Source organism: Celerinatantimonas sediminis, assembly GCF_046054195.1.
Classification (GTDB): Bacteria; Pseudomonadota; Gammaproteobacteria; order Enterobacterales; family Celerinatantimonadaceae; genus Celerinatantimonas.
This window is the reverse complement of the sequence record NZ_JBEQCS010000016.1, coordinates 62,308-74,557: the sequence shown is the minus strand read 5'-3', so window position 1 is coordinate 74,557 and position 12,250 is coordinate 62,308. Positions and strand designations below refer to the sequence as shown.

The 12,250-nt window shown below is 43.8% G+C and carries 14 protein-coding genes; 5 read left to right on the top strand and 9 right to left on the bottom strand.

The features are described 5' to 3' along the window. Window positions 1-4 precede the first annotated feature (4 nt). Window positions 5-874, top strand: a complete 870-nt coding sequence (gene phnE, locus ABTQ23_RS16365; RefSeq protein WP_408616820.1) for a phosphonate ABC transporter, permease protein PhnE — start codon at window positions 5-7, stop codon at window positions 872-874. After that, on the top strand, window positions 867-1,772 hold the full coding sequence (gene phnE / locus ABTQ23_RS16360; protein WP_408616819.1) for a phosphonate ABC transporter, permease protein PhnE: 906 nt from the start codon (window positions 867-869) through the stop codon (window positions 1,770-1,772). Before phnE (ABTQ23_RS16365) ends, phnE (ABTQ23_RS16360) begins: the two co-directional genes overlap by 8 nt. Window positions 1,773-1,806: 34 nt before the next feature. Here the strand turns inward: phnE (ABTQ23_RS16360) and ABTQ23_RS16355 are convergent, their stop codons facing one another. After that, window positions 1,807-2,187, bottom strand: coding sequence for a hypothetical protein (locus ABTQ23_RS16355; protein ID WP_408616818.1), 381 nt, complete (start codon window positions 2,185-2,187; stop codon window positions 1,807-1,809). Window positions 2,188-2,400: 213 nt separating this feature from the next. Here ABTQ23_RS16355 and ABTQ23_RS16350 point away from each other — a divergent pair, with 213 nt between their 5' ends. Then, on the top strand, window positions 2,401-3,585 hold the full coding sequence (locus ABTQ23_RS16350; RefSeq protein WP_408616817.1) for a sugar efflux transporter: 1,185 nt from the start codon (window positions 2,401-2,403) through the stop codon (window positions 3,583-3,585). A gap of 85 nt (window positions 3,586-3,670) precedes the next feature. On the opposite strand, the gene ABTQ23_RS16345 is transcribed toward ABTQ23_RS16350, so the two are convergent. Beyond that, the gene (locus ABTQ23_RS16345) at window positions 3,671-4,663 is read right to left on the bottom strand and encodes an LLM class flavin-dependent oxidoreductase (RefSeq protein ID WP_408616816.1); all 993 of its coding nucleotides are present in this window, start codon (window positions 4,661-4,663) and stop codon (window positions 3,671-3,673) included. Window positions 4,664-4,816: 153 nt separating this feature from the next. Between ABTQ23_RS16345 and ABTQ23_RS16340 the strand changes: the two genes are divergently transcribed. Next, window positions 4,817-6,655 carry a putative bifunctional diguanylate cyclase/phosphodiesterase gene (locus ABTQ23_RS16340; RefSeq protein WP_408616815.1) on the top strand — a complete coding sequence of 613 codons (1,839 nt, stop codon included), beginning with the start codon at window positions 4,817-4,819 and terminating at the stop codon, window positions 6,653-6,655. Here ABTQ23_RS16340 and ABTQ23_RS16335 read toward each other — a convergent pair. Together ABTQ23_RS16335 and ABTQ23_RS16330 are read right to left on the bottom strand one after the other, a co-directional pair. Continuing rightward, the gene (locus ABTQ23_RS16335; protein WP_408616814.1) at window positions 6,652-7,041 is read right to left on the bottom strand and encodes a DUF4870 family protein; all 390 of its coding nucleotides are present in this window, start codon (window positions 7,039-7,041) and stop codon (window positions 6,652-6,654) included. The genes ABTQ23_RS16340 and ABTQ23_RS16335 overlap by 4 nt on opposite strands. Before the next feature lie 210 nt (window positions 7,042-7,251). Beyond that, a complete protein-coding gene (locus ABTQ23_RS16330) occupies window positions 7,252-7,863 on the bottom strand; it encodes a LysE family translocator (protein ID WP_408616813.1) in 612 nt (203 codons plus the stop codon). A gap of 175 nt (window positions 7,864-8,038) precedes the next feature. Here ABTQ23_RS16330 and ABTQ23_RS16325 point away from each other — a divergent pair, with 175 nt between their 5' ends. Next, window positions 8,039-8,650: an isochorismatase family protein gene (locus ABTQ23_RS16325; protein WP_408616812.1), complete on the top strand. Its 612-nt coding sequence runs from the start codon at window positions 8,039-8,041 to the stop codon at window positions 8,648-8,650. A gap of 70 nt (window positions 8,651-8,720) precedes the next feature. Here ABTQ23_RS16325 and ABTQ23_RS16320 read toward each other — a convergent pair whose 3' ends face one another. From ABTQ23_RS16320 to ABTQ23_RS16300, 5 genes are all read right to left on the bottom strand, one after another. After that, window positions 8,721-9,143 carry an Hsp20/alpha crystallin family protein gene (locus ABTQ23_RS16320; protein WP_408616811.1) on the bottom strand — a complete coding sequence of 141 codons (423 nt, stop codon included), beginning with the start codon at window positions 9,141-9,143 and terminating at the stop codon, window positions 8,721-8,723. A 184-nt stretch (window positions 9,144-9,327) separates the two neighbouring features. Continuing rightward, window positions 9,328-10,167, bottom strand: a complete 840-nt coding sequence (rluB, locus tag ABTQ23_RS16315) for a 23S rRNA pseudouridine(2605) synthase RluB (RefSeq protein ID WP_408616810.1) — start codon at window positions 10,165-10,167, stop codon at window positions 9,328-9,330. 27 nt (window positions 10,168-10,194) lie between these two features. Continuing rightward, window positions 10,195-10,758: an SMC-Scp complex subunit ScpB gene (gene scpB, locus ABTQ23_RS16310; protein ID WP_408616809.1), complete on the bottom strand. Its 564-nt coding sequence runs from the start codon at window positions 10,756-10,758 to the stop codon at window positions 10,195-10,197. Continuing rightward, on the bottom strand, window positions 10,758-11,609 hold the full coding sequence (locus ABTQ23_RS16305) for a segregation and condensation protein A (RefSeq protein ID WP_408616808.1): 852 nt from the start codon (window positions 11,607-11,609) through the stop codon (window positions 10,758-10,760). Before ABTQ23_RS16305 ends, scpB begins: the two co-directional genes overlap by 1 nt. A 10-nt stretch (window positions 11,610-11,619) precedes the next feature. Then, window positions 11,620-12,240, bottom strand: coding sequence for an L-threonylcarbamoyladenylate synthase (locus ABTQ23_RS16300; protein ID WP_408616807.1), 621 nt, complete (start codon window positions 12,238-12,240; stop codon window positions 11,620-11,622). Window positions 12,241-12,250: the final 10 nt, after the last annotated feature.

Sequence of the window (12,250 nt, the reverse complement as noted above, 5' to 3'; positions counted from 1 at the left end):
TGATATGGCACAGTCATTTAATCAGTACTACCAGCATATTCGCCAACAGCAAAAACGAGAAGGTTTGCTCTGGTCGGGGGCAATATTGCTGGTGTATTTATATTCTGGGCATATAGCAGAATTTGACTGGCTGGTTATATGGCATGGGATTCCCCATTTTTTTGATTACATCGCAGAGATTTTGCCCATTTTGCATTGGCAAAATCTCTTTGCTGATGGCCATACCAAAGGCTCGCTTGCCTACTGGGGTTATCGACTGCACATTCAAATCCCACTGTTAGGCCAGACCATTGCCGTTGCCATCGCAGCGACTTTGTTTTCAAGTATCTTGGCCGCTATTGCGGCATTCCCATCGGCGAATAACACCAATACCCACCGTGGATGTCGCTATATTTTGCGAACTGTCGCCGCGTTTTGTCGAACCATGCCAGAGCTTGCTTGGGCGGTGATGTTTGTGATGGCATTTGGCATCGGCCCTATTCCGGGATTTTTTGCCCTAGCCTTACATACCTTTGGTGCACAAACCAAACTATTTTATGAAAGTGTCGAGGTTGCCTCAGATAAACCTGTTCGCGGTTTACGTGCTTTAGGCGCAACGCGAATCGAGCGGATGCGCTATGGACTATGGCCGCAAGTCGCTCCGACCTTTTATTCCTACACGTTTATGCGCCTTGAGATCAACTTTCGCCAATCAACGATTCTCGGACTAGTGGGTGCTGGTGGTATTGGTCAGGAGTTAATGACATCAATTAAGTTAGATCATTTTGATCAAGTATCGATGGTTTTGCTGCAAATTATTCTAGTGGTTTCCATTTTAGATTTCTTATCTGGAAAAATTCGCACATACATTCTTCAAGGAGGACAGCATGTATAACGGCATCAATGCTAAATCAGAGGCGTTTTTATTTTCCAGCGAAGATAACCAAGCTTCTCATCAAGCGCAATACAAAGCTATCTATGCCAGCCGTCGCCGCTATAGTATTTGTTTAGCCTTAGTCGCCATCATCCTGGTTGCCTATTACGTGTTATTTTTTGCTTATAATGGCCTCACGCTCCCCCGCCTATTTGAGGGATTTGATAAACTAGCGCAATATTTTGCGCGAATGTTTATTTGGCACAATGTCAGCCAATGGCCTTTTAGTTATTACTTCAAACAAATAGCAATTACCTTAGCAATTGTCTTTGCTGGCACCATCTCAGCAACGCTGTTAGCTCTGCCCTTGTCTTTTATAGCTTCACGGCAGGTGATGCACAGCTCTTTGCTTAAACCTATTGCCATGGCTATGCGCCGCATTTTTGATGTCATGCGCGGCATCGATATGGCGATTTGGGGGCTGATTTTTATTCGCGCAGTTGGTATGGGGCCACTGGCTGGGGTGCTTGCAATATTTATTCAAGATACAGGTTTGCTCGGCAAACTATATGCTGAAAGCCATGATAGTGTTGATAAGCGTCCAAGCCGCGGGTTAAGCGCCGTTGGGGCAAATAGTCTGCAAAAACATCGCTTTGGTATTTTTACGCAGTCCTTCCCACAGTTTCTGGCATTAACGTTGTACCAAATTGAATCCAATACTCGATCGGCTGCTGTACTCGGTTTTGTGGGAGCAGGTGGTGTAGGTTTGGTTTATGCCGAAAACATGCGACTGTGGAATTGGGACGTCGTGATGTTTGTGACATTAGTATTAGTGGTTCTGGTGATTATTCTTGATAAAATCTCAGAAATACTCCGCAAGAAATACATTATCGGTGAACCAGTTCCCCTGTTTGAGTAATTGAACAAATTTGAAGGCTAGAGGCCAAAAACCCTTAATGAGTGCTGTAGCGATAATCACGCACAACACCTTCATGAAATAAGATAACCAGTGTTTTGGCGGGCATTCTAACATTCACCCAAGAATAAGGTTTTTCGCCATCCGCTCGATAAGTCCAACGCTGCCAGCTATTTCCCATGGATGTTTTCATATAAGGTTGGCCAAACATCGATACGATTTCATCTTCGCTGGTGTAGCCTCGCTCAATCTGGGACACTTTGCTGTCAGTTATCGTTGCCGAGCTTAACACACGATAAAGCGCGCAGCTGCTTAGAGATAAACTGACAATTAAAATAAGTCCTAATTTAGAAAACTGACCAGCAGTTAATAACTTTTTTAGCCAATTTAATGCCGCTGTTTGCTTGAAAGTTATCATCCCTAACCTTTTACCGAAATACCCATGATTATCGCTTCGATTGTACTACATATCCTGAAAAAATGAGGTAAAATAACTCCTTTGTCATGGGCATTCATACTGCTCAGTCAATAAATCTATCGCTGGTAATTTTCGGCAAGCTATACACTATCGCCAAGCCATAAATCACATCTACCAGCATCCATAATTAGGTCGATATACATCTGAGGTTTTATGTTAACTTCATACTGGCGCCAGCGACATCAGGCGCAGACAGGTGTGCTGTTGTCGTTTATGACTCTGGCATTCTTTACCGGGCTTGGCGGTGCGCTATTTATTCCAATCTTAAGTTTATTCTTAACCACTAAAGTTCACGTTGAGCCATTGGCTGTTGGGGCTTTTTATACCGTGAATGCCATTGGTGGGATTTTCTTTACCCAAATTGTGGCTCGTTATTCAGATAAAAAAGGTCACCGAAAACAGATTATTTTAATGTGTTTGGTAATGGGCGCCTTAAACTGTTTACTCTTTGATTGGTGTCGAAGCTACTGGGTTCTTATTTCGCTGGGGATCTTTTTACTTGGGATGGGCGCATCCGCCATGCCTCAAGCATTTGCGCTAGCACGTGATTATAAAGACCAATCAGGCCAGAGCTCAATTATGTTCACCTCGATTATGCGAGCGCAGCTCTCATTAGCTTGGGTTGTGGGCCCTGCGGTGGCTTTTGGCATTGTGACAGCTTATGGATTTCGGACGCTATTTTTATTTGGTATGGGGATTTATGTCATCGGCTTTTTTATTACTTTATTAAAACTGCCGGATCTGCCACATACCAAAACCGATCAGCAAAGCCCACAACAAATTGGCGCGATGCGACATCGCAGTGATGTGATTAAACTGTTTATCTGCTCGACTCTTATGTGGGCCTGCAACAGTATCTATATTATTTCAATGCCGCTTTATGTCAGCAAACAGCTTCATCTACCCCAAGAGCTCGCCGGCTGGATGATGGGAACATCAGCCGCGTTGGAAATTCCTGTCATGCTCATTGCCGGATATCTAACTAAATATTGGAAAATGAAAAGCATGCTGCTGGTCGCTGGATGTGCGGGGGTTGTTTTTTACATCGGTTTTAATTTGTTGAACTCCCCTCATGCCTTACTTGCCTTACAACTTGGTAACGCCGCATTTATCGGTATTCTCGGTGGATTGGGGATGATCTATTTTCAGGATTTAATGCCAGGGCGAGCAGGTCAAGCGACCACATTGTTTACCAACAGTATTTATACCGGTTCAGTTTTCGCGGGCGCTTTAGCAGGAAGTATTGCCCAATATTTTAGTTATGGCGCAACATTTATCGTCTGCGGTGTCTTCGCGCTCATTGCCACTTTGCTGCTAACGCTGGTAAAACCAATTTAATGATAAAAATTTTGAGTTAATCACACAAAGCCAGTCCGTTAAGACTGGCTTTTTAATGGCAAACTTAAGCCTACAACTTAACGATTTAGTCTAAATCTAAATCAGCTGCAATCGCAGCGAACTGATTTAACACATCCAAGCGTTTTTCCATGTCATAGACTGGGATTGTAATCATTATTTCATCCACTTGCGTTAAGCGAATAAATTGCGAGAGTTGATGAGCAACCGAAGCCTTATCACCAACCAATGAATAACGAAGTGTTCTATCCACCATCATTAGCTCCGTTTCGCTTGCATGCTCTTCTAGATTCGCATCTGGTTTTGGAAACGCTTCATTAAGTCCGCGACGCAAATTTAAAAATTGTTGTTTCGCTGAGCTAAATAGATATTGCGCCTGCTCATTGGTTTCGCCAATCACCACGGCAACGCCAGCCATCGCATAAGGTTGGCCCATCTGGTGGGACGGCTTAAATTTATTGCGATACATACTCAACGCTTGGGTTAAGAAGTCAGGGGCAAAATGCGAGGCGTACGCATAAGGCAAACCAAATGCCGCCGATAACTGCGCGCTATATAAGCTTGACCCTAACAACCACAGCGGAACTTTAGTACCACTGCCAGGAATCGCTAAGACATCGCCCGGACTATCAGACAGGTAACTCATTAAAAGCTCCACATCTGCCGGGTAACCTTCTACAACGTCCATCGTCGGCCGGCGCAACGCTTGGGATGTTTTCGGATCGGTACCCGGGGCCCGCCCTAGCCCTAAATCCACACGATTTGGGAACATTTCGGCTAACGTGCCAAATTGTTCAGCCACCATTAAAGGCGCATGATTGGGCAACATAATGCCGCCAGAACCGATACGAATTGATTCGGTGGCCATCCCTGCTTGCGCAAGCATCACAGCCGTTGCTGAACTGGCAATTGCTCGCATGCCATGATGCTCGGCTAACCAATAACGCTTGTAACCAGCCTTTTCTGCTGCTTTTGCCAAAATCCGGCTATTGACTATCGCCTGAGATGTACTTTGAGATTCGCCAATTGGGGCGAGATCTAAAAGCGAAAATGGAATCATAACTACTCCATATTTGAATGATTATTCAAATATGCCTGAGCTTAAGCAAAAGTTCAACCTCCGCCCACATTGTTGTCAACAATTACGCCATATCGACAAATATTAACTATGCTCAAATAAAGATTTCTTCGCATAAACAGATAGGGTTACTTAATGGGTCAATTAAAATCAAACTCACCTGATGTTCCGATGCGGTTAGATGAAACGGCTCGACTTAATACCCTCACACAACTGAGCTTACTCGATCTGCAGCCAGAAGAGCGCTTTAATCGTCTTGTGGAGCTCGCCCGGCATATTACCCAATCGCAAGCTGCGATGTTTTCACTCATCGACAAAGACAGGCAATGGGTCAAGGCTCAAGTTGGTATCACTATCCCTCCTATCCCACGGGAATGGTCGATTTGTTCACATACCTTAAATGAGCCTTCTGGGATTTTGGTGATCGAAGATACTCATCAAGACGCACGTTTTGAAAATAATCCATTGGTTAAAAAAGACCCGCATATTCGCGCTTACTTGGGATGTCAGGTCAAAGCACATTCTAGTTATGCTTTAGGCACTCTTTGCGTATTTGATCAAAGCCCGCGAACATTTAGCCAGACGCAAATTCACGAACTGACCATGCTAGCAGACATCATTGGCTCAGATATCTGGCGCGACCAACAGCTTATTGAAGCTCATCGCGATCTGCTGCAAAAAACACTTTATGATCCGCTCACAGGGCTGCCGGGCCAACAACTATTTATCCAAAAGCTCACCACCATTTGCGATAAACATAGCGAGCAAAATTATCAGTTATTGATGCTAAATATTCAGCGCTTTCGAATCGTAAATCGAATCTATGGTCATGCTCGAGGGGATGCAATTTTACAGATTTTTAGTCAGATTTTGGGCGAAGTTAGCCCTGAAAACGCATTTATTTCGCGCCTTAGAGATGACCGCTTCGCCATTTTATATCAATTGGGTGAAGATCAGGATGACTCAACTTTGCTGATTCGTCTTAGAACACTGCTAGAACATCCACTGATCGAAAACGAACCCTCATTAACGATTTGTGCCTCTGTTGGTGTGGCAAAAATCACGCCTGAAGTAAATATCCCTGATGAACTGATCAATCAGGTAAGCACCGCCATGCATGCCGCTCCCGATATCTCCAAAGGGATCAGTGTGGAAAGTTTTGAACCATCTCAAGAAAACCATCTAGCACGCAGCTTTGAAATAGAAAATAAACTAGCCAAAGCCATTGAAGATCACCAGTTTGAGATGCTCTATCAACCGATTGTCCGTTTAAGTGATGGGCAGATGAGTGGCTTTGAAGCGCTCATTCGCTGGCCGTGGAAGGAAAACGAATATATTTCTCCGATGGAATTTATTCCGGTCGCAGAAAACAGCGGCCTGATAAAATCACTTACTCGCTGGATTATTCGCAAAACCTGTGCTGACTTTGCCAGCGTCTACGACCAATTGCCTGAGTCGGTTTATATGTCGGTCAATATTAGTAGTGCGGATTTGCTTGATCCTAAATTTACAGATGATGTGCTCAATGTTTTAAAACAGAACAAACTCCCAGCACAAAGTTTAAAGCTTGAAGTGACAGAGCACTCGGTCATTAACGACCTTAAAACAGCCATCAATCAAATGAAAATTCTGCAACAATCGGGTATCCGCTTTGCAATTGATGATTTCGGTACAGGCCATGCGTCCTTACGCTATCTGCAGCTTTTGCCTGCTGCATATCTTAAAATTGACCGTTCATTTATCGGCGGCGTAACAGAGCTCGAAAGAGACGCCGCCATCACTCGCGCCACCATAGCACTGGCACATAGCCTTGATAAAAATGTTATTGCTGAAGGCGTTGAGAAATGGGAGCAGGCGGAGTTTTTGCGTGCCCACCAAGCTGAATATGCACAAGGCTGGTTTTACGCTAAACCAATGCCAATTGAAGAACTAGCTAATTATCGCCCGCCCCAATTACCCCAAGAGCATGATTAACCAAATGCTCTTGGGTCAAATAAACCATAATATGGGCGGTTTACCGTCAGGCGCATTAGACCTCTAAATATGCGCCAAGCTGCCCACAACCATAATAAAGCGAGAATAAAATAGCCGATTAAAATAATTGATAATGCAAACCCAATAATCGACCAACCTAATCCCCACCAGAAAACAGTAATAATATTTTCATAGTGGTCTTCAAACAGGCTGCCTCTGGCATCGTTAATTTTAACCATCGCCCAGATGGCGCCGATAAACCATAACACTCCGGTGAAACAGCCTAAAATCATCAAAATATAGGCAATCAACGCATGGTTTTTTGCATCAAGCTCAAATTCACTGAGCTCTTCAGGTGATGTAAAAGATGAATGATATGACCTCATACTTGTCACCATATCTAATTGCATTAGTTAAATTATATAACGTTTACTTGATAGTGCACGTTACGACAACATTTCACTAACTATGTTATCGTTACTTTAACAAAAATAATGAGGATGAAATGTTTAATTTAAAGTCTGCATCACATCCTAAGAACTATTCATAGTTTGTGGTTGATTGTTTCTCAAACCTTTAAAAGAGCTCAACTGTCCCTATCGATTAGCATTAGCCAAACCAATACCAAAACTAATAAAGATGGCACCACTGACTCGATTGATATATTTCTGGCCTTGCGCTGAATTAAGCGAGCGTTTGGCAAAGCGAGCCAAATGAGCATATCCAAAATGGATGAATAGCACGAGCGCGCTATAGCTTAGCACCAGAACAGAAAACTGGATGGCAAAACCCTTAGAATAATTTACAAATTGCGGGAAAATTGCCATAAAAAAGAACACCGCTTTAGGATTGGTCACTTGAATGAGAAACCCCTCTAAAAAATGACCACGTTTGCCCTCTTCTTTGGGCCTAGAAAACACAAAACTTTTAGCACCCATACGCCATTTTTTAACACCTAAATAAATAAGATAAGCCGCGCCAACCCACTTCATAATGCTAAAAGCCAGCGCAGATGTTGCAAGTAACAGCCCTAAACTACTCGCCGACACAAAAGCGACAACCAAAGTTCCAAGCACAATACCTGCAATTCCCGATAGCGCGCCGGCTATGCCATCCCGCAGTGAATTGCTCAACGTCAACAACACGCCAGGCCCAGGACTTAGTACAGTCAACGCAGCAATCAATAAAAATACACCGTAACTTGTCATATGGTTACCTATGCAATAAACCAAATTAACTTTACTTAATAACAAGATACTGACCAATCAGTTAATAGACAATACAAATTGTGATATTCAACAAATTTTTACTGCCAATTTGAACGCTTCGCGTATACCATAACCGAACCTCTTTTTGCATGCATTCAATGTCAAAGGATTTGCAATGGCTACGCAACCAGAAACTATTACGGTTAAAGCAAGTGACGCTTTATTAATTATCGACCTGCAAAACGATTTCTTACCCGGCGGTGCTTTAGGAATAGCGAGCGCAGAGCGAGTCATTGAACCGATTAACCGTTACACACAATATTTTGAGCGCTCTCAGGCGACCATTATTTTAAGCCGTGACTGGCATCCAGACGATCATTGCTCATTTGCGCCGCAAAATGGCCCGTGGCCAGCGCATTGCATTCAAAATACGCGTGGTGCGCAAATTAGCGCAAACTTTACCTGGCCAACGCAAGCTTGGCTCGTCTCAAAAGCGACCTCAAGTGATAAAGATGCTTACTCAGCTTTTGATGGCACTGAATTAGCATTGCAAATGAAGCATTGTGGTATTAAGCGCTTATTTATCTGTGGGTTGGCCACTGATTACTGCGTTCTACAAACAACGCTTGATGCTCTTTCAAGTGGCTTTGAATGTTTTTTATTAACCGATGGAATTGATGCGGTCAATGTCAGTGAGCATGATGGTCAACAAGCGATAGAAAAAATGTGTGCCAAAGGTGCAATGCCGATTCAATGGCACTCATTAGCCCCGCTCTCTCATTCATAATTTCATAGTGCATAAAAAAGCCACCTGATTGCTCAGGTGGCAGAAAACTGGAAAACCTAACAATGAACCATTAGTGAATTTCGATGTGCTGCGTTTCGGGTTCGCTTACTTTGGTTTTTGGTAAACTCAGATACAGCATGCCATTTTCAAAACGAGCATCGATCCCGTCTGTTTTCACATCGCTAGGAAGTTCATAACGACGAGTGAACTGGCCATAAAAGCGTTCGTTCAGCTGCAATTTTTCATCAGTTTTTTCATGGCTACGTTCGCCAGACAGTACCAGATAGCCATCTTCTAAAGAAACTTTAATATCTTCTTTACGCATTTCTGGTAATTCAACTTTTAATTCATAACGATCGGCTGCTTCAACAATGTCAGTTGCAGGCATCCAACGACGTTTCTGATCTGCAAATGGACTTGGCCAGTTCATCAGTCGATGGATCATATCGTCAAAATCTTCGGTCGGATTCCAAGGACGCAATTTCATGTTCATGATAAAACCTCCTCAGTTTATTCAATGTTACTTTTTAACTAAAACCTTATAACCATTAAGCTCGGTGCTTATTGCTTACACCACTTATATAAGGCTCTACCCAATAATTTCAATAGAAAAAATTAATAATTATTAGGCATAAAAAATGGCCGCTATATAAGCGACCATTCTAAAATATGACTAACTATTTTTGCCGTAATCGGATCTGATGTTTACGCACACTGCGGCGAATCCGAGCGGTTCGAGTGCGGTCTTTATCACCTACTTTTAATAACGTTTTTTCTTCAGCTGGCAATTGCACTAGCGAGCGCAGATAATTCACGGTTTGTAGATCGACTTCTTTCCATGCACTACGCGGCAGTTGTTTTGGCAAAATCACCTGGCCATAACGGGTGCGGATCAAACGACTTACTTGCACCTCTTGAGATTCCCACATCCGGCGAACTTCTCGGTTACGCCCTTCATTTAAGGTCACTTTTAACCATTGATTGAGGCCTTCGCCACCTTGGCGTTTAACGCTGGTAAACTTCGCTACACCATCTTCGAGCTGAACACCAGTGCGTAAACGCTGGACAATATCTTCGCTCACTTGGCCAAAGACTCGAACCGCATATTCGCGTTCAACTTCAAAACGCGGATGCATTAAGCGGTTTGCCAGCTCACCATCATTGGTAAACAACAGTAACCCTTGGGTATTAATATCCAGTCGGCCAACCGCAATCCAACGGCCAACTCTGAGTCTTGGCAGACGCGCAAAAACAGTTGGACGCCCTTCGGGGTCACTGCGTGAGCAAATCTCACCATCTGATTTGTGATAAATTAAAACGCGGCATGGCTCTTCTGCTGCAAGCTGCGTATTCACTTTATTCCCATCGAAACGGATAATATCCTCGGCTTCGACACGATCCCCCAGTTTGGCAGTTTCTCCGTTAATACTGGCACGACCGGCATCGATGGCCGCCTCCATCTCACGACGGGAGCCTAGGCCACAGCGGGCAAGGACTTTTTGTAATTTTTCGCTCATTTAATATCTATCCGCTAAAAAGTTGCGCTAAGTCTGAAAGTCCTGAGGAATTTTTTCAAGTAAAGATTGATCTAATTCTGGCAATTCACTGAGACTTTTTAAATTAAAGTAGTCTAAAAACTCTTTGGTTGTTGCTAATAATGCAGGTCGCCCGGGAACTTCCTTATGACCGACTTCTTTGATCCATAGCCGTTCTTTTAAAGTACTAATAATTGAAGAACTGACTGCAACCCCACGAATAGCTTCGATTTCACCGCGCGTTACTGGCTGGCGATAGGCAATAATGGTTAGGGTTTCAAGCAGCGCTCTTGAGTATCGCTGCGGCTTTTCTTGCCACAAATAAGAGAGATATTCAGCCAATTCTGGACGCGATTGAAACCGCCAGCCTCCGGCGACTTCAGTTAAAATAATGCCACTATTTTGATATTTAGAAGCCAGCTCTTCTAAAATCATTAGCACTTGGCCTTTCGCCATCTTAAAATTCGCCAGCACGCTTTGCTGTAGTTCGCTAATTGAAAGAGGTCGTCCGGCAACAAACAAAGCGGCCTCGACAAGCTGGATCAAGTTAGGTTTGGTGGTTTCATTTGCCACTAATTTAATTCCTCATCCAGCTCAGAAGACTCTTCATAAAGCGTGACTTGAATCGGAGCCAATGGCTGATTTTGTAAACATCGAATCAGTCGATTTTTAGTGAGCTCTAAAATTGCCATAAAGGTAACAATGACTCCCATTCGGCCTTCATCAGGGGTAAAGAGGCTCTGAAAATCAGTTAAAACCCCCGCTTTGAGCACGCTTAAAATATCGCTCATGCGCTCTCGGGTAGATAACTGTTGGCGACTCACTTCATGATGCTCAAACTGCTTCGCTCTTTCTAACACTCCTGCCAGAGCCGCGACTAACTCAGCTAAATCCACATCAGGATGAATCACTGCGCTAGGCATTGATTCAGGCTTAGCGACTTTGGCTAGAAAAATATCACGCTCGACGCGCGCTAACTCATCGACCTGCTGAGAAGTATTTTTATATAACTCGTACTCTTGCAATCGACGAATTAACTCAGCTCGAGGATCTTGCTCTTGCTCATCTTCACTGGGTGGTTTTGGCAACAACATTCGAGATTTAATCTCAGCCAGCAGCGCCGCCATCACCAGATATTCAGCCGCTAGCTCAAGCTTTAATACCGCCATCGTTGAGACATAACTCATATACTGACGAGTTATCTCAACAACAGGCAATTCGACAATATTAAGCTTTTGCCGACGAATGAGATAAAGCAAGAGATCCAAAGGCCCTTCAAAGCGCTCTAAGATAACTTCCAGAGCATCCGGTGGAATATACAAATCATCCGGAATTTCTAACCACGGCTGCCCATCAACCGTCGCCAAAACTAACTGCTTTGGCGTTGATTGGTTATCATCAGTGATGCTTTGAATAGGCTTCAATTAGCAATCCTTATAAAAATGGTGATACATCACCACGACCTTGGCGCAACACTTCGACCGCATCTTCAGAAAGATCAATGACCGAAGTTGGTTGTTCAGCCACAACACCACCGTCAATGATTAAATCTACCTGTTTTTCGAGTTTGTCACGAATCACTTCAGGATTGGATTCAGCAACTTCATTGCCTGGTAAAATGAGCGAGCCAGAGAGCATTGGCTCACCAAGCGCATCAAGCAAAGCCAACGCAATACGTGAGTCAGGCACTCGCAACCCAATCGTTTTACGTTTAGCATTTAACAAGCGCCGAGGAACCTCTTTAGTGCCTCGCAAAATAAACGTATAAGGTCCTGGGGTATTATTTCTCAGCAGCCGAAACGCACTGTTCTCAACCCGAGCATAAACTGATAATTCTGACAGGTCGCGACACATCAGTGTTAAGTGATGATTGGGGTCAAGTTGCCGGATTTGTAAAATTCGCTCTAACGCATGTTTGTTCCCGGCTAAAGAGCCGATCGCATAACCTGAGTCGGTCGGATAAACAACCACGCCACCATCACGAATGATTGCTGCCGCTTGGCTCATTAAACGAGCTTGCGGATTTTCTGGATGAACCTGAAAATATTGACTCATAGGCTTACCT